Origin of the sequence: Winogradskyella ludwigii (assembly GCF_013403985.1) — a bacterium.
GTDB lineage: Bacteria > Bacteroidota > Bacteroidia > Flavobacteriales > Flavobacteriaceae > Winogradskyella > Winogradskyella ludwigii.
In genome coordinates this window covers 177,378-197,241 of the sequence record NZ_JABFDF010000001.1, presented here as the reverse complement: position 1 = coordinate 197,241, position 19,864 = coordinate 177,378, and the positions used below count along the sequence as shown (strand labels likewise).

Annotated in this window: 20 protein-coding genes and 1 other RNA gene; 11 read left to right on the top strand and 10 right to left on the bottom strand. The window is 31.3% G+C overall.

The window, feature by feature from the left end:
* Positions 1-4: 4 nt before the first annotated feature.
* From HM981_RS00785 to HM981_RS00760, 6 genes are all read left to right on the top strand, one after another.
* Positions 5-703: a Crp/Fnr family transcriptional regulator gene (locus HM981_RS00785; protein WP_218846216.1), complete on the top strand. Its 699-nt coding sequence runs from the start codon at positions 5-7 to the stop codon at positions 701-703.
* Between the two features lie 314 nt (positions 704-1,017).
* On the top strand, positions 1,018-2,400 hold the full coding sequence (locus HM981_RS00780) for a CmpA/NrtA family ABC transporter substrate-binding protein (protein ID WP_179336678.1): 1,383 nt from the start codon (positions 1,018-1,020) through the stop codon (positions 2,398-2,400).
* Between the two features lie 79 nt (positions 2,401-2,479).
* Entirely contained in the window at positions 2,480-3,586 is a 1,107-nt protein-coding gene (locus HM981_RS00775; RefSeq protein ID WP_179336677.1) for an ABC transporter permease, read from the top strand.
* Positions 3,587-3,608: 22 nt separating this feature from the next.
* Positions 3,609-4,448 (top strand): ABC transporter ATP-binding protein, encoded by an 840-nt coding sequence (locus HM981_RS00770; protein ID WP_179336676.1) that lies wholly within the window; start codon positions 3,609-3,611, stop codon positions 4,446-4,448.
* A gap of 17 nt (positions 4,449-4,465) precedes the next feature.
* Entirely contained in the window at positions 4,466-5,296 is an 831-nt protein-coding gene (locus tag HM981_RS00765) for an ABC transporter ATP-binding protein (RefSeq protein WP_179336675.1), read from the top strand.
* A 101-nt stretch (positions 5,297-5,397) separates the two neighbouring features.
* Positions 5,398-6,729 (top strand): alginate export family protein, encoded by a 1,332-nt coding sequence (locus HM981_RS00760; protein ID WP_246286085.1) that lies wholly within the window; start codon positions 5,398-5,400, stop codon positions 6,727-6,729.
* Between the two features lie 174 nt (positions 6,730-6,903).
* Here HM981_RS00760 and moaA read toward each other — a convergent pair whose 3' ends face one another.
* The 9 genes from moaA to HM981_RS00715 are packed head-to-tail and all read right to left on the bottom strand — an operon-like array spanning position 6,904 to position 13,436.
* Positions 6,904-7,911, bottom strand: a complete 1,008-nt coding sequence (gene moaA / locus HM981_RS00755) for a GTP 3',8-cyclase MoaA (RefSeq protein ID WP_394351699.1) — start codon at positions 7,909-7,911, stop codon at positions 6,904-6,906.
* A gap of 10 nt (positions 7,912-7,921) precedes the next feature.
* Positions 7,922-8,833, bottom strand: a complete 912-nt coding sequence (gene moaCB / locus HM981_RS00750; RefSeq protein ID WP_179336673.1) for a bifunctional molybdenum cofactor biosynthesis protein MoaC/MoaB — start codon at positions 8,831-8,833, stop codon at positions 7,922-7,924.
* A 2-nt stretch (positions 8,834-8,835) separates the two neighbouring features.
* Positions 8,836-9,279, bottom strand: coding sequence for a molybdenum cofactor biosynthesis protein MoaE (locus HM981_RS00745; RefSeq protein WP_179336672.1), 444 nt, complete (start codon positions 9,277-9,279; stop codon positions 8,836-8,838).
* A 3-nt stretch (positions 9,280-9,282) separates the two neighbouring features.
* Positions 9,283-10,356 (bottom strand): HesA/MoeB/ThiF family protein, encoded by a 1,074-nt coding sequence (gene moeB, locus HM981_RS00740; RefSeq protein ID WP_179336671.1) that lies wholly within the window; start codon positions 10,354-10,356, stop codon positions 9,283-9,285.
* A 5-nt stretch (positions 10,357-10,361) separates the two neighbouring features.
* Positions 10,362-10,595: a MoaD/ThiS family protein gene (locus HM981_RS00735; protein WP_179336670.1), complete on the bottom strand. Its 234-nt coding sequence runs from the start codon at positions 10,593-10,595 to the stop codon at positions 10,362-10,364.
* The gene (gene mobA / locus HM981_RS00730) at positions 10,585-11,163 is read right to left on the bottom strand and encodes a molybdenum cofactor guanylyltransferase (RefSeq protein WP_179336669.1); all 579 of its coding nucleotides are present in this window, start codon (positions 11,161-11,163) and stop codon (positions 10,585-10,587) included. The genes HM981_RS00735 and mobA overlap by 11 nt, the downstream gene beginning before the upstream one ends.
* Position 11,164: 1 nt before the next feature.
* Entirely contained in the window at positions 11,165-11,905 is a 741-nt protein-coding gene (locus HM981_RS00725) for a sulfite exporter TauE/SafE family protein (RefSeq protein WP_179336668.1), read from the bottom strand.
* Between the two features lie 4 nt (positions 11,906-11,909).
* Positions 11,910-12,248, bottom strand: a complete 339-nt coding sequence (locus HM981_RS00720; RefSeq protein ID WP_179336667.1) for a winged helix-turn-helix domain-containing protein — start codon at positions 12,246-12,248, stop codon at positions 11,910-11,912.
* Positions 12,249-12,257: 9 nt separating this feature from the next.
* Entirely contained in the window at positions 12,258-13,436 is a 1,179-nt protein-coding gene (locus HM981_RS00715) for a molybdopterin molybdotransferase MoeA (protein WP_179336666.1), read from the bottom strand.
* A 304-nt stretch (positions 13,437-13,740) separates the two neighbouring features.
* Here HM981_RS00715 and HM981_RS00710 point away from each other — a divergent pair, with 304 nt between their 5' ends.
* The 5 genes from HM981_RS00710 to HM981_RS00690 all read left to right on the top strand — a co-directional run bounded on the left by HM981_RS00710 (position 13,741) and on the right by HM981_RS00690 (position 18,588).
* Entirely contained in the window at positions 13,741-15,777 is a 2,037-nt protein-coding gene (locus tag HM981_RS00710) for a tetratricopeptide repeat-containing sensor histidine kinase (RefSeq protein ID WP_179336665.1), read from the top strand.
* 4 nt (positions 15,778-15,781) lie between these two features.
* Positions 15,782-16,423: a response regulator transcription factor gene (locus HM981_RS00705; protein ID WP_179336664.1), complete on the top strand. Its 642-nt coding sequence runs from the start codon at positions 15,782-15,784 to the stop codon at positions 16,421-16,423.
* Positions 16,424-16,804: 381 nt separating this feature from the next.
* On the top strand, positions 16,805-17,224 hold the full coding sequence (locus HM981_RS00700; protein ID WP_179336663.1) for a hypothetical protein: 420 nt from the start codon (positions 16,805-16,807) through the stop codon (positions 17,222-17,224).
* Positions 17,225-17,247: 23 nt separating this feature from the next.
* Positions 17,248-17,865: an SIMPL domain-containing protein gene (locus HM981_RS00695; protein ID WP_179336662.1), complete on the top strand. Its 618-nt coding sequence runs from the start codon at positions 17,248-17,250 to the stop codon at positions 17,863-17,865.
* Positions 17,866-17,907: 42 nt separating this feature from the next.
* Positions 17,908-18,588, top strand: coding sequence for a Lipl32 family lipoprotein (locus HM981_RS00690; protein ID WP_179336661.1), 681 nt, complete (start codon positions 17,908-17,910; stop codon positions 18,586-18,588).
* 416 nt (positions 18,589-19,004) lie between these two features.
* Here HM981_RS00690 and ssrA read toward each other — a convergent pair.
* Positions 19,005-19,398, bottom strand: a transfer-messenger RNA (tmRNA) gene (ssrA, locus tag HM981_RS00685).
* Positions 19,399-19,864 lie beyond the last annotated feature (466 nt).

Genomic DNA, 19,864 nt, shown 5'->3' with positions numbered 1-19,864 from the left:
AAATTTGACTTGCGCTTCCTGTGACAATTCGGACTGTTTAATCAAGAGAAATTTAGATCATATATCTAGTTCTTATTTTATAGAAAATAAGAAAACTTTAAAATGCAAAAAAGGACAGCAATTTATTATAGAAGGTGCAGCAGTTAATGGTTTGTTTTTTGTTTTAAAAGGTAAAGTAAAAGTTTTTAGAACAGGTATAAATGCCAAAGAACAAATTGTGCGTTTTGCTAAAGAAGGAGAAATTATTGGTCATAGAGGCTTTGGTACAGAAGAGTATTACTCCATTGGTGCTGTTGCTTTACAGGATGCGGTTTTATGTTATTTCTCTAAAAGTGATTTACAAAAAGCATTATTAGAAAATCCAAAGTTTGGTTATGATATGATGTTATTTTATGCTAATGAATTAAACCGAAGCGAATCTAAAGTGAAATCTATTTCTCAAATGACAGTTAGAGAGCGTGTTATAGATACTATACTGTATATTCATAGAAAATTTGGCGAATTAAATGGGTTTTTAAATCTACCATTGAGCCGTAAAGAGTATGCTGATTATGCAGGGACATCAGAAGAGCAGGTAATTCGTGTGTTTTCTTCATTAAAAAAGGAGGGTTTAATTATTGCAAGAGTAAAAAAAATTGGAATTGCAAATATTCAAAAATTAAAAAATGAGATTAGTGAACATAATTTCTATTTAGATTCTTAGATATAGTTTCTGTTTTTTAGTTTCTAATCAAAAGAAAAAGAGTTTGTGAAACCCTTTCAGTAATTTAACTGAAAGGGTTTTTACTTAGAAATGATATTCAGAATAAGTAAATACTTAGATGTTTTACTTAAGTTAGTTTTTTGTTGTAATCATCTTATATATAGCTAGTTGTGTTTATTATATGTTTTTTGATAGTTTTTACTGTGTATTGAAAAGAGTTTTTAATATGTGTGATATCATGAGTTGTAATTATATCTACTTATATATTTGTTAAAAATAAGTATTAATACTTAGATTAATAAAATTAACGACATATGAATTCACTATTAAAAAAATCAACTTACATCCTGAGTTTAGCGGCAGTACTATTTGCTTGTGGAGGTAAAGATGAAAAAAAGGTTACTAAAACTGTAGAAACCGAAACATTAAAAACAAAACCTTTAGAAATAGAAAAACCACAATTGGCGTTTGGTTTTATCAAATTGACTGATATGGCTCCTTTAGCCATTGCTAAAGAGAAAGGATTTTTTGAAGATGAAGGGTTATTTGTTTCAGTAGAAGCACAATCAAATTGGAAAAATGTTTTAGATCGTGTAATAGATGGTCAATTAGATGGCTCTCATATGTTAGCTGGTCAACCAATTGCTGCAGGAGCAGGGTTTGGTCGTCAAGCAAAATTGGTAACTCCATTTTCAATGGATTTAAACGGAAACGGAATTACAGTTTCTAATGATGTTTGGTCAAAAATGAAACCACATGTACCAAAAGATTCAGATGGTAAACCTATTCACCCTATAAAGGCAGAAGCTTTAAAACCTGTAATTACAGAGTACAAAAATTCAGGAAAAGCGTTTAAAATGGGAATGGTATTTCCTGTGTCAACTCACAATTACGAAATAAGATATTGGTTGGCGGCTGCAGGTATTCATCCTGGAATGTACACAGCAGACAATGTGCAAGGGCAAATTGATGCTGAGGTTTTGTTGTCTGTAACACCACCACCACAAATGCCAGCTACTTTAGAAGCAGGTACAATTTTTGGTTATTGTGTAGGTGAACCGTGGAATCAACAAGCTGTTTTTAAGGGTATTGGAGTTCCTGTAGTTACCAATTATGATATATGGAAAAACAATCCAGAGAAAGTTTTTGTAATGACAGAGAAGTTTGTACAAGATAATCCAAATACAGCAATAGCAGTAACCAAAGCATTAATTAGGGCTGGTAAATGGTTAGATAAACCAGAAAATAGAAAAGAAGCTGTAGAAATTTTATCAATGTCTCAATATGTTGGAGCACCTGTAGAGGTATTGGCAAATTCAATGACAGGTACTTTTGAATTTGAAAAAGGAGATAAGCGAGAAATGGAAGATTTTAATGTGTTCTATAAGTATAATGCTACATATCCTTTTTATTCTGATGGTATTTGGTTCTTAACACAGATGAGAAGATGGGGACAAATACCAGAAGCTAAGTCTGCAGATTGGTACGGCTCTACTATTAAGGATATTTACAGACCAGATATCTGGAAAAAAGCAGCAGCGCTTTTAGTTGAAGAAGGTAATATTCCAGCAACAGATTTACCAGAAACAGATGGTTATAAGCCAGCAACAGGAGACTTTATTGATGGAACTATTTATGATGCAAAAGATCCAATAGGATATATTAATAGTTTTTCAATAGGAAACAAGGATAAATAATAATAACGTTTAATGTCTAACGGGTTTTAAAAACCTGTTAGATGTTAAATTTCACCTTATAAATACTTAATTATAAAAGATGAAAGCAACTGCAACATTAGGGAAAGTATCTAATTTTTTAGGATTAGGCTTTTTTTTAACCTTAAAAGACCTATTTACAGGGAAGTTACAAAAAGAAGAATTAAAGAATTTTTTACGAAAAACTATTGTGCCGCTTGCTTCCATTCTATTATTTTTTGGTTTATGGCATTTGGGAGCAAAATCACTCTATAATATTGAAGCTGATTTTAAAATTGAAAAAGCGTTAAAAGATCAAGGTCAGACTGCTGCAGAAGCCTTAAAAGCATGTATGGCTTCGGGTGATTCTAGTTGCCAACCAAACACGTTGCCTTCTCCATCACAAGTTTGGTCATCTTTTCAATCTTTATTGAGAGACCATAATATTATTAGTGCAGATAAAGCTGCTTTTGCAGAAAAAACTGCAGCTCTAAACGAAACTAGGATTTCGGAGGGAAAAGATGCTATTGTATATACAGGACGACCTTCTTTTGTAGATCAAATTTATAGAAGTTTACAAACTGTTTTTGCTGGCTTTTTATTAGCATTATTTATTGCTGTTCCTTTAGGTATTTTCATAGGGTTAAGCCCAACTTTAAAGAGTGCTTTTAATTGGTTTATTCAAATTTTTAAACCAGTATCACCTGTAGTTTGGTACCTATTAGTTTTTATGATTGTAAAAACATTATTGATTGGTTCTGCAGATGATAGTTCATTTACCATCTCATTTATTAGTGTTGGTTTATGTTCAATGTGGGCAACTTTAGTAAATACAACAATGGGAGTTTCTTCTGTAGATAAAGACTATGTCAACGTTGCTAAAGTTTTAAAATTAGGAACATTTCAGAAAATTTTTAAAGTGATATTGCCTTCGTCTTTACCATTGATTTTTACAGGTTTAAAAATAACATTATCTGTAGCTTGGATGGTTTTAATAGCCATTGAGTTATTAGCGCAAAGTCCAGGTTTAGGATTGTTTGTTTGGGAAGAATTTCAAAATGGAGCAAACGATTCTAACGCTAAAATTATAGTTGCCATGTTTGTGATCGGTATCATTGGTTTCTTGTTAGATAGATTGATGTTAACGATACAAAATTGGGTGTCTTTTGATAAAACAGATGCTATTTAATTAACAATTAAAACTAAAGAAAATGGCATATTTAGAATTAAATAATATTTGTAAAAATTATCATCAGGCAGACGGAGAAACAGAAGTGTTATCTAACATCAATTTACAGATAGAAGAAGGAGAATTTGTTGCTATTGTAGGTTTTACAGGAAGTGGAAAAACAACGTTAGTAAATTTGATTAACGGATTAGAAAAACCTACAAGTGGAGAGGTTTTGTTTAAAGGAGAACCTGTTTTAGGTACAAGTCATGAACGTGGTGTTATTTTTCAAAATTACTCATTATTACCTTGGTTAACTGTAGAGCAAAATGTATTAATGGCAGTGAAAGAAGCTTTTCCAAAACGAGAAAAATCTGTTTGGAAACGGAAAGCAGCTCATTATATAGATATGGTAAGTTTAACACCTGCTATTCATAAATTACCTAAAGAATTATCAGGAGGAATGCGTCAACGTGTTGCGGTTGCAAGAGCGTTAGCAATGAAGCCAGATATGATTATTATGGATGAGCCTTTAGGTGCTTTAGATGCTTTAACTCGTGGTAATTTGCAAGATCAAATCTTAAGTATTTGGGAAAAAGATAAAAGAACGGCTTTGTTAATTACCAATGATGTTGATGAGGGCATTTATATGGCAGATAGAATTATTCCTTTACGTCCTGGCCCAAATGCAACGTTAGGACCTGAGTTTAAAATCGATCTAGAGCGTCCTAGAAATAAAACAGAAATGAATGATAATCCTAATTTTAAGAAAACAAGAAATGCGATTATTGAGTATTTAATGGATATTGGAGATGAACGTAAATCGGAATCTAAAGAAGAGTTTGTATTGCCAGAATTAACACCAAAAGATTTCGTAAAATAATTAAAATTAGGATAAAGATGAGCATTATAGCTGGACATAAAATCACAAAAAATCTGATAGAAAATATTTCTTTTCCTTCCAATGAAGTAATGTTGGATTTAAAAGATCTTAAAAAAGTATATCCAACACCAAAAGGAGATTATGTAGTTTTAGAGCATTTAAATCTTCAAATTCGTAAAGAAGAATTTGTGACTATTATTGGCCATTCTGGTTGTGGTAAAACAACAATGTTGTCTATGATTGCAGGTTTAAATCCTATTTCTGATGGCAGTATATCTGTACTTGGTAAACCTATTAAAGGTCCAGGGCCAGATAGGGGCGTTATTTTTCAATCGCCAAGTTTAATGCCTTGGATGACTTCTTTACAAAATGTATTGTTAGGCGTAAACCAGGTTTTTCCTCATGCCACAAAAGCACAAAGAAAAGATATTGCAAAATACTATTTACAAAAAGTAGGTTTAGAAGATGCTTTTCATAAAAAAGCAAGCGAACTATCACAAGGAATGCAACAAAGAGTTGGTATTGCAAGAGCATTTGCTATAAAACCTAAAGTTTTATTATTAGACGAACCTTTTGGAATGTTAGATTCTTTAACCAGAGGCGAATTGCAAGACATCTTAATAGAAATCTGGAACAAAGAAAAAATTACAGCAGTAATGATTACTCATGATGTTGATGAAGCCATTTTTTTGGCAGATAGAGTTGTAATGATGACAAGCGGTCCCAAAGCTAAAATCGGAGATATTTTAGATATCAATTTTGATAGGCCAAGAACTCGAAAATCAGTTTTAGAACATGATGATTACTATACTTACAGAAAACACTTAATAGACTTTTTAGAACATTAAGAAGTAAAAAATAAATAACAATTTATTCAATTAAAAATAATGCTTTTGAAAGCTGTAATTTTCATAAGTAGAGGGGAAATACAACTTAAAACAATCAAGAAATGAAATTCAAAAAATCAAATAATAATTCAAATTTAAAAACAAGAACCATGAAAAAACAATATGTTTTAATAGGCTTAATGACATTAATAGCTCAATTTGCTCAAGCACAATTTTCATTAGATGGTGAATTTAGACCACGTACAGAGTATAGAAATGGTTTTGGAAGTATAATAGCAGAAGACGCGGATGCTGGTTATGGTATTTCAACAAGAATACGACTGAATGCAGGTTTTAAAACAGAGGGTTACAACTTCTATTTAAGTTTACAGGATGTGATGGTTTGGGGCGAGAATAGACAACTTTTACCTTATGATCAGAATAATTCGTTTGCTGTTTTTCAAGCATGGGCAGATATAAAATTAGGAGAAGGTTTTTCTACTAAAATTGGTCGTCAAGTGTTGTCTTATGACGATCAGAGAATTTTAGGTGGATTAGATTGGGCACAGCAAGGTCGTAATCATGATGCAGCTTTATTAAAGTATACTAAAGGTGACTTTAAGTTTGATGTAGCTTTAGCTTTTAATCAAGATTATAGCAATCCAACAGGTTTTGTGGCTGAAGGAACCTCGTATGATACAACAGGTTTTTTTTCTTATAAAACAATGCAAATGTTACATTTAAGCAAGAAGTGGTCTAAATTTTCTGGAAGTTTATTAATAATGAATAACGGATTTCAAGAGTATGAAGATGATGGAGAAACTGCAGATGGTACTAGTAATTTACAAACTATAGGGACGCATTTAAAATACACTTCAGGGAAATTTGGTATTGCTGCAAATGCCTATCTTCAAACTGGTCAAAGACAAGGGGAAGTAGATATAAAAGGAGCTCACCTGTTAAGTTTAGATATCACACATAAAACATCAGAAAAAGTGACTTTAGGAGCTGGTATGGAAATTGTTAGTGGTAATGATGGTGGAGTAGGAGAAACGGGAGCATTCTTTCCTTTATATGGCACTAATCATAAGTTTAATGGATTTATGGATTATTTCTATGTAGGTAATCATGCGAACTCTATTGGTTTGGTAGATATACATGCTAGTGCAAATTTTAAATTGGGAGCTACTTCTAGTCTTTTAGTAAAAGCTTTAAATTTTAGTGGCGAACAAGAATTGGCAAGTGGTGAAAAATCTTTAGGTACAGAAATAGATTTAGTTTTTAAGAAAAAATTTAAAGGTTATGCTTTAGTTCTTGGTTATTCTCAAATGTTTGCAAGCGATGGTATGTATGAATTGAAAGGAGTTACTGATGATTTAGCAGCTGGAAGTCAGAATTGGGCTTGGGCAATGATCGTCCTTAAACCTAAGTTTTTAAATGGAGCTGCTAAATAAGAATTATTATAACAGGTAATAGCAGTTGAGTTAGTTTAAGTGTTAATGATTATTAGGACTGTTGCTATTTTAAATCCCTCTTTTGAGGGATTTTTTTATTAAAGAGTATTAGTTATGTGTTATGAAGAATTTTATATGTTTTAGTATTCTAATTTAAGAAATGTCTATTTAGAATTAGCCACCAATAGTAATCATACTTCTATTTTGATTGTGCAATTTTGGCTCTTGTAATTTTTCTAAGGTATCCATTCCGCCACGAACTTTAAATTTGGCTTCAACAGCTTTTTTAATAACAGGTTCTATAGATTTTCCTTCGCGTAAAGTGGTTAGTAAATCGGATTCTGAAGCAGAAAATAAACAGTTTTTAATTTTCCCATTTGCTGTTAGTCTTAATCTGTTACACGAATCGCAAAACGGATTAGTAACAGAGCTAATAACACCAAAACTACCTTTGTAACCTTTAATTTTGTAGTTTTTGGTCGTGTCGTTTTTTGCGTCAGTTAATCTTATAACTTCATTTGTTTTATAAGTTGAATTCACACAAGCCATGATTTCTTTGTAGGATACCATTTTATTTTTGTCCCATTTATTACCATCAAAAGGCATAAACTCAATAAACCGAATTGAGATAGGTAAATCCTTGGTTAAATTGATGAAGTTTATGATTTCATTATCATTAAAACCTTTCATTAAAACAACATTCACTTTTACTTCAAAGTCTTCTTCTACTAAAAGTAATAAATTACTGTATACTTTGTCAAATTGATCTCTAAGGGTAATTTCTTTGAATTTTTTTCGATCTAAAGAGTCTAAACTAATGTTGATTTTATTCACATTATTCTGCTTTAAAATAGCGATATGTTTATCAATAATTACAGCGTTAGACGTTATAGAAAGTGTAACATTAAGCGTAGCTAATTTTTCTAAGATAACAGGAATGTCTTTTCTAATTAAAGGTTCTCCTCCTGTTAATCTAATTTTTTTAACACCATGTTTTACAAAGGTTTTTGCAATATTGTATATCTCATCACTTGTCATTAAATGACTTTTGGGTGATAGTTTTACGCCTTCTGCTGGCATGCAATATGAACACCGTAAATTGCAACGCTCTATAAGAGAAATACGTAAATACGCATGATCTCTACCGAAGTTATCTTTTAATATAGATTTTGAATTTACGATGTTGTTGGTGTTAGTCATGTCTTGCACCTTTAAGTATTTTAAAAACATGTAAAACAGATGGGAAAATAGCATCCATAGATTCTTTTGCTCCATTGGTAGAACCTGGTAAAGCAATAACTAAGGTGTTTTTTATGGTGCCTGCAACACTTCGAGATAGCATAGAATAAGGCATTCTATCTTGTCCGTAATTGCGAATAGCTTCTTCAATACCTGGGATTCTTCTATCTAATAATGGAAGTAGTGCTTCAGGTGTTGTATCTCTTATAGAAAGACCTGTGCCTCCTGTGAAAATCACTAAATCGACTTTGTTGTTTTGATGTTTTAATGCTTGTTCTTGAATGTTCTCTATTTCATCAGGAATAACGGTGTAATCTGCAATAGAAACACCACATTCTTCTAATTTTTTTATAATTACTTTTCCAGCTTTATCTTCTTTGTATCCTGCCGAAATACTATCGGAACACACAATAACAGCAGCAGTTAAATCTTTTCTAAACCGATCTTTATAATCCGATTTCCCACCTTTTTTCTCTAAGAGTTTTATGGCGTGAATTTCGATGCCTTTATCAATAGGTTTTAACATATCGTACATGTTTAGTGCAACAACACTTGCGCCATGCATAGCTTCAACTTCAACACCAGTTTTGTAAATGGTTTTTACGGTAAATAAGATCTTAATTTCAAGTTCATTTACTTCGTATTCTACACCTGTAAATTCTATAGGAAGTGGATGACAATCTGGTAGAATATAAGGTGTCTTTTTTACGCCAAGTAATCCTGCGGCTTTACTCATAGCAAACACGTTTCCTTTCGGGACTGTGTCTTCTTCAATAGCTGTAATGGTTTCTGGTTTGCTAACTTTAACAATAGCTTGTGCAGTTGCGGTTCGTAATGTGGTTATTTTATGTGTGATGTCTACCATTTTTATTTATTTACTTTCCATTGATGTGTTTCGTCTTCGAATATTTCTTTTCCAAAAACCGGAACGTCTGCTTTTATGGCCTCAACTATATATTCAATTGCTTTAAAAACTATTTTTCGTTTTGGTGATGATGCAAAAACAAACAAACATATTTCACCAGCTTTAACAGTACCTAAACTGTGATAAATATGCATGCAAGTGAGATCGAATTTCTTAAATGTTGCTTCTCTTATTGCATGAAATTTTTCGTTAGCCATATCTTCGTAAGCTGTATATTCTATAGCAGCAACAGTTTTATTGTCTATAACATCTGCTCTCACTTGACCAAGGAAAATATTGTGTGCACCAATAGTCGTTTTAGATTGGTGTTTTGCAATAGATGTTCCTATAAAATCTGATGAAATCGCACCTTTTTTAAAGACGTTTTTTGTTTTTTTATCTGCCATAATCTATATGTTTTCTAAATGTTTTTTGATTTCTGAACTGTTTTCTTTTATAGAAAAACAGTTATTAATATTTAATTGTTTTAATATGGAAACGGCCTGTTTGCTACGTTTTCCAGATTGACAAAAGAGGATAATTTCTTTTTTTAAATCGATTTTATCTAAGTTGTTTTCTAAGTCACTTAACGGAATGGAAGTAATAGCTATACTATCTATTTTTGGTGTTTCGGAAGTTTCTCTAACATCGATAAGCTGAATATTTTTCTTTTTTAAAGCTTCCGCTATTGAAATTTTACGGACTTCAGAAGTACAATTGAAGCTACTAGTCTTAGTTTTAAATGAATCTTTTTTATCTAAAACTTTACTAATTTCTGCTTCCGATTTATTAATTTTTAAAACTGTAGTTTGATAGTTGAGTGCATTATAAATCAACAATTTTCCAGAAAGGATATTGCCTATGTCTAAAATTATTTTTAGAACTTCATTGGCTTGCATGCTACCAATAATTCCGGGTAAAACGCCTAAAACTCCAACGTCTCCACAATTGCCAGATTGTTCTTTTTCTTGTTGATTAGAAAATAAACACCTGTAACTAGGACCATTTTTATAATTAAAGACAGATACTTGTCCTTCAAATTTATATATAGCACCAAAAACTACAGGTTTATTGGTAATGAGTGCAGCATCGTTTATTAGATAACGGGTTTCAAAATTATCTGTTCCATCTACAATAATATCATAGTTTTTAAATAACGTTATTGCATTTTGATGGGTTAATTTTTTAGGATAACTAGTTATTGAAATGGTATTGTTTAAATCTTGTAAACGTATTTTTGCAGCTTCCGCTTTATTCAATCCAATAGAAGCAGAGCCAAATAATACTTGTCGTTGTAGGTTTGAAATTTCAACAGTATCCAAATCTATAATGCCAATAGTGCCAACTCCAGCAGCTGCTATATACTGTAAAATTGGGCAGCCCAAACCACCAGCTCCAATAACTAAAACTTTTGCTTTTAAAAGTTTGTTTTGACCTGCTTGTCCGATTTCTGATAATGCGATATGTCTCTTGTATCTATTCATATTAATCATCCACCTGCAAAAGGCGGTAAAAGTGCTAGTTCATGTCCTGAAATTAATGCGTCTTGCGAAACCAATTCTTGGTTTTGCGCCACTTGAAAATCTTTGTTTTTTAGACTTGGATATTTTAAATACAATAGCTCTAAAAATTCAGATACATTCTTTTTAGTAAAAAGAATACGCTCTTTTTCACAGGTAGTAATTTCTGCTATTAGTCCAAAATATTTAACGTTAATGGTCATTATTAATCTGTTTTAATTGTTCTGGTGTATTAATATTTGCTGTATTTGCATTTAAACTTTTATCTAAAATAATTGTTTTAACATTACATGTATTTACAGCATATCTCAAACGTCTTTCATCTTCGAGAAGCAGCTTGTAAAATATAGTTTCGCATTGCTTTTTATACAAAGCAATAAGAGGCATGGTTTGTCCTTGGCTTTCTATTTGCACAATATCTACGTCATCCTCTACACTAGTAATTAGTTGTTTTAAAATGTTGGTGCTTATTAATGGTATGTCGCAACTTAACACCAAATTATAAATTGTTTTTGAAGCTTTTAAACCAGAATAAATTCCTGCAACTGGTCCTGCGTTTTCTATTGCGTCCTCTATTCGTTTTAATCCAAAAGCGTCATATTCTTTAGTATTAGATACAATAATAATTTCCGATGTTAATGGTTCTAAAGCGTTAATAATATGTTGTACAAAAGGCATGTTGTTCCATAGAATTAAACCTTTGTCAGTTCCCATGCGTTGGCTTTGTCCACCAGCAAGAATAATACCTGTTATGTGTTTTTTGTCTATCATCTTAAGTAAAAACAAGTTTTATACAAGCGATGACTAAAACAAGTGCAAGCATGTGTTTTAGGTGTTTGTTGTTAATTTTTTTACTACCATAATAACTACCTAAAATGGCTCCGATTATAGCAATGGCAACTAAAAGGAACGAACTCGATTCTATACTAACACCTGTAGAAAGTTGTCCAACTAGTCCTGCAGCCGAATTAACAAAAATGAATAAAGCTGAAACAGCTGCAGCTTCCTTCATATTTCCCCAATGTAGTAGTAGAATAATTGGTGTTAAAATAATGCCGCCGCCAATACCAATTAATCCTGAAAAGAAACCAATTATTGCGCCTAAAGTTAAACCTTGCCACAGTTTTACTTTCTTAACAGAAGTGCTTTTTGTTCCAAAAACATTCAGCATTTTTAAAATAGCGAATACTAATAAAACGGCTAATATTTTCTTGTAAAGTGAGGCATCTACTTCTATAATTCCGCCTAAAAAAGCAAATGGCATAGAAGTGATAGCAAAAGATAAAAACAACTTTTTATTAAAATGACCTTCTCTATAATAATAGTAAAATGAAATACTCGCAACAAACAAATTAAGTAGTAGAGCAGTAGGTTTCATAGTTTCTGGTGCAAAAGAAAATAGAGCCATTAATGCTAAATAACCACTCGCTCCACCATGACCAACACTTGCATATAAAAAGGCAACTATGGGTAGGAGGACTAGAAATAAATAGAGGTGTTCTATTTGTAGCATTAGTTTATAGGTCTTTAAATTGTTTTAATTGATGATCTAAAAACTCCCAACAGTTTTTGTTAATAGTATCGAAAGCCGTGATTAATGATTTTCCGTAGTCGGTTAAGGTTGTGCCACCACCACCTTTGCCACCAATACTGTTTATGGTTACAGGTTTTTTAGCCGATTTGTTTACCGAATCCATTAAATGCCATGCTTTTTTGTAAGATAGATTTAAAGATTTTGCAGCTTTAGATAAAGAACCTGTTTCTTCAATGGCTTTTAACAAAGTAACACGACCTTCTCCTAAAAGAACATTGTCTTTGTTTTCAATCCAAATTCTGCTTTTAATTTTATAATCCATATTGCTTAATTAAATTGGAAGTAGAATAACTTCAACGTCATCATTACTATTAATCTTAGTTGTTTCACTTGGCATAAAAACAAATGCGTTAGAAAGGGCAAAGGTTTGTAACATAGCAGAACTTTGTCCTTCTAAAATACTAACGTTATCATTTTTATATAATGCTTTTAGAAATTGAGGTCTATCTCCTTTTTTATTGAATTCTGAGTTTGATTTAGCTGTAATTCTAGGAAGCTCTAAAGTCTCTCGATCCATTAATTTTTGTAGTGCGATATAAACATAGACATAGAAGCAGGTTAAAGCAGCAGCGGGATTTCCTGGTAATGCAAAAATAGTGGCTTGGTCTTTTTTTCCGAAGAATAAAGGCTTGCCTGGTTTTTGTTTTACTTTATAAAAAAGTGTTTCGACCTCTAAAGCATTAAGTGCCTTACCAACAAAATCATAATCACCAACCGAAATTCCGCCAGAGATTATAACCACATCCTTTTCGCTAATTACAGTTTTTAATTCGGAATAAGTTTTGTTATAATCATCTTCAATTTTATGAAGCGTAACATTGTAAAATTTTAGATTGTATAAAGCATTTTGAAGCATTTTAGAATTGCTTTCATATATCTTGCCATAAGACAAAGGTTGTCCAGCTTCAATAAGTTCGTTGCCAGTTGTAACCAAAGCAATGGATGGTTTTTTAAATACAGAAACTTCTGTAATACCTAAAGCTGTGAGATAACCAATAGCAGCAGGTGTTAGTTTTGTACCCTTTACTAATGCTAAATTACCTTTCATTACTTGTTCACCTAACGGACGAATATTTTGATTTAAAACGATTGCGCCTTCACAAGAAATGACATTGTTTTTTTGTATCACTTTCTCTTGCATAATCACGGCATTGGCCGTGTCTGGGACAGGCGATCCTGTAAAAATACGTACAGCTTCGCCTGGTTTTAAAACAGGTTTATCACTGTCACCAGCTTTAATTTCTCCAATAAGTACATATTCTTTATTGTCATGTAAATTCAAAGCATAACCGTCCATTGCAGATTGCCTAAAAGGTGGCATGTTTATGGGTGAGTGTATATCTTTAAATAAATGGTAATTACCAGACTTTTCAATTGGTTTAATCACCTCTTTTAAAAGTGGTTTACAATTGTCTTTTACTTGTTGAATGGCGTCTTTTATTGAAATCATTTTATTGCGTTATATCTTTTGGGATATAACACAAATGTAAGTATATTATTTTTTAAATTAAGTATTAATACGTAATTGATAAAAATTAAATATAGCTATCCAAATGGTAAAAGATTGAATTATCAGAAGAATAGTATCAGACAAAGGATTTTGTTGTGTGTAGTATTTTACTGATTTTTGTAGGGAACTTATAAATCCCTGTTTATTGGGATATTTCTAAGTTTTGCAATAGCTACATTTGTATATGTTTTTTAAGTTTCAAGATATTTTTACTTTTCTCTTTTTATGCTATACTACAATGAGTATGGCACAAAAGACAATGTCTATAAATAAAATTGAAGACCAAAAAGTAACTGAGCTTTTTTACAATCTAAATAATGGTTATGATCAAAAGGCATATCAGGATGCACACCGTTTATTACACACTTCTAAATCAAAAAAAACAATAACAAACATTAATTTATTATTGGCTTACTACCATAATAAATATGTGTCTATAGATTCTTCGACCTATTACACTAAGCAAGCACTTAAAGGAAAAGAAAGTGTTAGCGATTCTTTAGGTATTAGATTAACCATATTGTCATATCAATTACTAGCTATAAATAATAACAATAAAGGCTTATACCAAGAAAGTAAAAAATGGCACATTAAAGGAGTTGAATTAAGTGAAAAACACAATGAAACTAATCTGTATTTTACCCATTTACATGGATTAGCAAGTGTATATGTTACCCTTAATCAAACACAAGAAGCTTTGGAGCTTTTTGAAAAATGTATAAAAAACTCTAATGATGAGGATATTATTTTAGGGAGTTATATCAATTTAGGTGCTATTTATTCATCATTGTCTAAATATGAATTATCCAATAGCTACTTGCAAAAAGCAAAAGATATCTGTGAGAAGGATACGTACAGAAAGCAGGCTTTAGCAAATGTTATGATTAACATAGGCGATAATTATTTAAGTGCAGGTGAAACTGATAAAGGAATTTTAGCACTCAACGAAGCAAAAAAAATAAGTTACCAAAATAGATTTCAGGATTTAGAACTTATTGTTTTAGGTAAAATTGGGAAGGTGTTCTTCAATGAAAAAAAGGATGATGAAGCGCTTTTAGTTTTTTCAGATGCGTTAATTAAAGCGATGACTCTGGGTAATTTAGATATTGAAATGAATAGTTATCTTATGCTAGAAAAGCTATCTGCACGGCGTGATGATTATAAAAGTGCTTATCGTTATGGAAAACGATTTTATGAAATAAAAGATTCCATCGCTAATTCTCAAGCAGAAAAAGAAATTAATAATTTAGAGATTAAGTTTAAAACACTTGAAAAGGAAAAAACAATAAAACTATTAAAAATAGAGAACTTAAATAAGAGTTTAAGTATTAAGAATCAAAATGCAGATATAGAAAAATATAAGCTTCAAAAAACTATAATTGCAAAACAAAACGAAAATCAGGTATTACAATTACAAAATGGCGTTGAAAAACGTAAAAATGAAATTACATTACTTAAAGAAAGAGAAGCTTTAAAGGCTGTTGAATTGGATAGGGAAAAAACGATTAAGTATATTGTTCTGGTAGCCTTCTTTATTTTATTAGTGCCTATTGTTGGTCTTTTAATTAATTATTATCAAAAATTACAAGCGCAGAGTTTACTTAATTCAAAAGAGAAAGAAATTAATGAACAGCAAGTTATTTCATTAAAAAAAGATCAAGAATTAAAGTTAATAAAAGCCTCTATTAGAGGGCAGGATCAGGAACGAAAAAAAATTGCCCAAGAAATGCATGATAGTGTTGGTGGTAATTTGGCAGCTATGAAATTACAATTTAGCCAGCTTTCTAAACACCCAGAAAAACTCAAGTTAATTTATAGTCAATTAGATGATACTTATGAGCAAGTAAGAAATTTATCACATAATTTATTGCCTAAAAAAATTAGAGAAAATGATTTTGTATTTTTAATTAAAGAATACATTAACACCGTTGAAGAAGCTAGTGAGATAACTTTTAATGTTTCATTTTTTGATGAATTTAAAATTAACGCGCTCAATAAAATATTACAAAACGAATTGTTTTCGGTCTTTCAAGAGCTTACAACGAATACGCTTAAGTATGCTAAGGCAACTACAATAGATATACAGTTAGATCTTTTAAATGAATGTTTGTTCTTTGTTTACGAAGATGATGGTATTGGATTTGATTTGTCTAAAACAACCTTAGGTATAGGTTTAACAAATATAAAGAATAGAGTAGATAATTATAATGGTATATTACATATAGACTCTCAGCCTAATAGAGGTACTAATATCAATATAGAAATTCCATTAAAAGCTTAATTAAATGAAACATAATCTCATAATAGCAGACGATCATAAAATGTTTTTAGATGGTTTGTTGAGTATTTTAAAAACAGAAAGTAATTATAATATTTTATTTACAGCGAAACATGGAGGTCATGTGCAAAAATATATTACCATAAATACCGAAGAAAAAATAGACCTTGTAATCACAGATGTTACAATGCCAGAAGTCGATGGTATTACTTTAAATAAGTGGATAAAAAAAGCGTCTAATTCTATAAAAACCTTGGTGGTTAGTATGCATAATTCACCAGAAATCATAGATGATCTTATAGAGAATAATGTCGATGGTTACCTTCAGAAAAATGCACAAAAAGAAGAATTTTTAAAAGCGATAGAAACTATTCTGTCTGGAGAAAAATATTTCTCAAAAGAAATTAAAGATATCTATCTTCAGAATAAGTTTGAAAAAAATAAAGAGAAAGAAATTAAACTTACAAAACGAGAGGTTGAAGTGATTTCGCTTATCGCGGAAGAGTTTACTACTCAAGAAATAGCAGACAAACTGTTTTTAAGCAAACATACCATTGAAAGCTATAGGAAAAACTTGATTACCAAGCTAAACGTTAGAAACCTTGCAGGACTTACTAAATACGCGATAAAAAAAGGGTATGTGTCTTAGTTTTTTTCAACTCTAATATTCAGAATATTTAAAGGCTCTATTTATATAGAGTCTTTTTTTTTTTTTTTTGTCCTTATGTTTTGTTTTAAACTTAAAGCAAATCCATCAAGGCTTTAAAAAATGAGATCTTTTAAGTTTTCCAAAGAAAAAAAACGTGTTAATGCTATAAAATATCAAAAAAGACAAAATGTAAGTCTCTGTTTGTTAGTTGTTTATTTATTACTACCCTGTTTACAGGGTGTTCGTTTTCACTACAAAAGGGGTTATATAGGTAAGGTAACTGGCCTAAATTTGTATCAGAATATGAGAGACACTGTAAAAAAAATAAAGGTGTTTTAATTATAAAAAAAATAAAAATTTAACCATTTAAAAAAAAACATTATGACTTTCGGAATTACATTAATCTTATTAAGCATCATCGCAGTACCATCTTTATTATTATCAAAAAAACCTAATGCAAAAGAACTCTTAGAAAAAATTGAACCATACCAAGGATGGATCGGAATTATATTTTGTTTTTATGGTGTTTGGGGAATTATCTTTTCAATATTAAACTTAGGTTGGCTTACAACATTCCCAATCTGGTGGATAACATTATTAGCAGGAAGTATTGTAGAAGCTGTTTTAGGATTCATGTTAGGATTTAGCCTTATTAACAAATTCTTTTTATCTAAAAATGAAGCCGCTAAAGAAAAAGCAAATGCACTTAGAGAGAAATTAGCACCAAAACAAGGAAAGCTTGGTATTGTTGGTCTATTTGTAGGAGGCTGGATGATTGTTGCTTCAATCTTATTCTTCTAAAAAAAACATAAAATCAGATTATTATGAAAAAACTTATTTTTTTAATGGCATTGATAATTACAATGCCATTAATTGCCCAAGAACAAAGAAATACAATTACAGTAGTTGGAGAAACACAAGCAGCTGTAGAGGATAATAGCTACACCATTTTAATTAGCTTACAACCAATATATGTGTATGAAGGACAGGCAGAAGTAGAAGTTGCTTCTTTGGCCGAATCAAAGCAAAATTATATTAATCAATTAAAAGCGATAGGTATAGATTTTAGTGGTTTTCAAAGAAATACATACTATGAGTTTGTAACGTCTTATTCGTCTAGTAGAGCCTCAGAGTATTACTATTTTAAAACATCAAGTAAAGATGAGGTTAGAAAAATAACACGATTAAAATCTGCAGGAATGTCTGTTGCAAATACAGAGATAGAACCTAATATTTTATCTAAAGAGCAGTTAGTAAATCTTTCAGAAAAAGCAATAGATAATGCTAGGAAAAAAGCAGAGGCTTTAGCTACAAAAATAGATAAAACTATTGGTGAAGTTGTTGCAGTAGTAGATCAAAACACAAGTGAGCAGTATATGCAAAGTTATGGGACATCAACATCTCAAACACATACTGTAACAGTATCTTTTGAATTAAAATAATAAAAACAATAGTCTTTAAATTAATCAATAAATAAGTAAACCATGAAAATTAAATTAGCAGTATTATCAGTATTCGCGTTCTGTTGTGTATTTAACGCAGAAGCTCAAAAATTAAAAAAGTTTGGAAGTTCAATTGAGAAAAAAGTGGGACCAAAAACATTTAAAGTACCATACACAGATGTGATATCTTATGCAGGTTATGCTTCACCAGGAAACGAAGATGCAGTAGAAGACGGTAAAAAATTCTATTATATATATGTTTGGATACCAGCTGTAGCACCAGAATTAGGAGTAAGAATGCTTTCTCCAGTAGGTAAAACAAAAGTTAAAAATGCTGTTACATCAGAAGCATACACAGAGAATGCAGATTCTAAAGATTATTTTGATACTTACATTACTTTAGAGCGTTCTACGATCTTTAAAAAAGAAGATATTTCAGAAGAAGGTGCAAAAAGTGCAACTTGGACTAAACTTGCTAGTAATGATGACAGTAGCGAAATGCCTAAACAACCAAGTGGACGCAGTTACAATTCATTATTAAGATACGAAAGTGAAGTAGGTAATCCTACAAAAGCGTTAACAGCAGGTTTATATCGTATAGGTTTTACAACTTACAAAACAGGAGAAGTTAATGGAACTTTCTTAGCTGAAGTTGGAGCACCAGTAAAATTACCAGGTGTTGTAATGGCAAAAACAATTACAGATCTTTTAGAAGGACTATAGTGTAAAAACGGGGATTAGTTTTTTGATTAAGCATCTCTTTATGCAAATAAAGGGGTGTTTTTTTTATGCTGCAATCCATCTCATTAACACTCCTTTTTGTATTGTAGATAATCTAAAGAAAGGTCCATTACTATTAGAGTAATAGAATCGACATCCTTATGTGCTTCCATACCAAGCGCTATTAAACAAAAAAGCTCAATCAAGTGAAACTTGTTGAGTTTTTTAGGCTTAAAATCGCAATAAAGTTGCGTTTAATTGTGGAGTCGGAGAGATTAATTATCATTATTCTCTATAGACTTCAAATTTGCAAATTCAACAGCCAGCCTATGCAAGCCAGATGTGAAAACATAAAAAAATCCGTTCAAGCTGGCTTGACGGATTTTTTTATGTTTTCACTCATAACGCAGTTGTGAGTGTTGTGGAGTCGGAGAGAATCGAACTCTCGTCCAAACAAGTAACCAAAAGGCTTTCTACACGTTTATTCTTTTCTTGGTTTTTCGACTTAAAGCTGGTTAAAGACAACCCACTTTTAGCTTATCTTCTTAATCTCGAAAAGGCATCAAAGCACTACCTAATCTAAGTCAATTTTTACGATGCCATAAAAAGAACGCCATTAACTAAGGCTTTCTCGAGACATTTAGCTCTCCTACCTAGTAGGACGAGGCTTAATCTTACTATAATTCAGATTATGCAGCTAAAGCGTAGTTATTCTCGCCGTTTAAAATTTGGTCTAGCCTTTTACGTGTATCAATGCCATTACACGACGTGCTTACAATCTAATTAATCTCGCTGTCAAAACCAGTCGACCCCTTAATGAAATAGTAAATTTTTAATTTACGTCATTGAATTAATCCTGAATTTGTTTCAGGAACTCATCAATTCATAAATAATAATAATTATTTGGGCGTTACCTTATCAGGTCGGGCTGTCCGCTATATCTTTTGCTAAAAAAGCAAAAGGATGCCGCTTCCATCCCTAACGCGCTAAACCCAGAAACAATAATAGAATTTCAAGGGCTGCAAAATTACTAAAAATAATAACGCAAAAGTTATACCAATCTTGTTTTCTATGTGTTTTCAGAAATTGTGTCAGTAATAGCACTTAAACACCTCAAATCATTCATAAATATGTTATGAAATTAAAATAACAAAAAAAATGGCAATAAGCTCAATAGGATTCTATCGTAAAATACTCAAATTGAGTATTGTGATTCTTAGCAATAGCTAATAAATTGCAAATTATAGAAATGCTTAGATCTCTAAAGCACATTTATTAC

What these genes read in the sequence shown, in the direction of transcription:
- HM981_RS00765 (WP_179336675.1), top strand. Translation starts at nt 4,466, where the DNA reads ATGAGCATTATAGCTGGACATAAAATCACAAAAAATCTGATAGAAAAT.
- HM981_RS00690 (WP_179336661.1), top strand. Translation starts at nt 17,908, where the DNA reads ATGAAAATTAAATTAGCAGTATTATCAGTATTCGCGTTCTGTTGTGTA.
- HM981_RS00760 (WP_246286085.1), top strand. Translation starts at nt 5,398, where the DNA reads ATGAAATTCAAAAAATCAAATAATAATTCAAATTTAAAAACAAGAACC.
- mobA (WP_179336669.1), bottom strand. Translation starts at nt 11,163, where the DNA reads ATGATAGACAAAAAACACATAACAGGTATTATTCTTGCTGGTGGACAA.
- HM981_RS00780 (WP_179336678.1), top strand. Translation starts at nt 1,018, where the DNA reads ATGAATTCACTATTAAAAAAATCAACTTACATCCTGAGTTTAGCGGCA.
- HM981_RS00705 (WP_179336664.1), top strand. Translation starts at nt 15,782, where the DNA reads ATGAAACATAATCTCATAATAGCAGACGATCATAAAATGTTTTTAGAT.
- HM981_RS00735 (WP_179336670.1), bottom strand. Translation starts at nt 10,595, where the DNA reads ATGACCATTAACGTTAAATATTTTGGACTAATAGCAGAAATTACTACC.
- moaCB (WP_179336673.1), bottom strand. Translation starts at nt 8,833, where the DNA reads ATGGTAGACATCACACATAAAATAACCACATTACGAACCGCAACTGCA.
- HM981_RS00715 (WP_179336666.1), bottom strand. Translation starts at nt 13,436, where the DNA reads ATGATTTCAATAAAAGACGCCATTCAACAAGTAAAAGACAATTGTAAA.
- moeB (WP_179336671.1), bottom strand. Translation starts at nt 10,356, where the DNA reads ATGAATAGATACAAGAGACATATCGCATTATCAGAAATCGGACAAGCA.
- HM981_RS00725 (WP_179336668.1), bottom strand. Translation starts at nt 11,905, where the DNA reads ATGCTACAAATAGAACACCTCTATTTATTTCTAGTCCTCCTACCCATA.
- HM981_RS00775 (WP_179336677.1), top strand. Translation starts at nt 2,480, where the DNA reads ATGAAAGCAACTGCAACATTAGGGAAAGTATCTAATTTTTTAGGATTA.
- HM981_RS00745 (WP_179336672.1), bottom strand. Translation starts at nt 9,279, where the DNA reads ATGGCAGATAAAAAAACAAAAAACGTCTTTAAAAAAGGTGCGATTTCA.
- HM981_RS00710 (WP_179336665.1), top strand. Translation starts at nt 13,741, where the DNA reads ATGGCACAAAAGACAATGTCTATAAATAAAATTGAAGACCAAAAAGTA.
- HM981_RS00700 (WP_179336663.1), top strand. Translation starts at nt 16,805, where the DNA reads ATGACTTTCGGAATTACATTAATCTTATTAAGCATCATCGCAGTACCA.
- HM981_RS00695 (WP_179336662.1), top strand. Translation starts at nt 17,248, where the DNA reads ATGAAAAAACTTATTTTTTTAATGGCATTGATAATTACAATGCCATTA.
- HM981_RS00720 (WP_179336667.1), bottom strand. Translation starts at nt 12,248, where the DNA reads ATGGATTATAAAATTAAAAGCAGAATTTGGATTGAAAACAAAGACAAT.
- HM981_RS00770 (WP_179336676.1), top strand. Translation starts at nt 3,609, where the DNA reads ATGGCATATTTAGAATTAAATAATATTTGTAAAAATTATCATCAGGCA.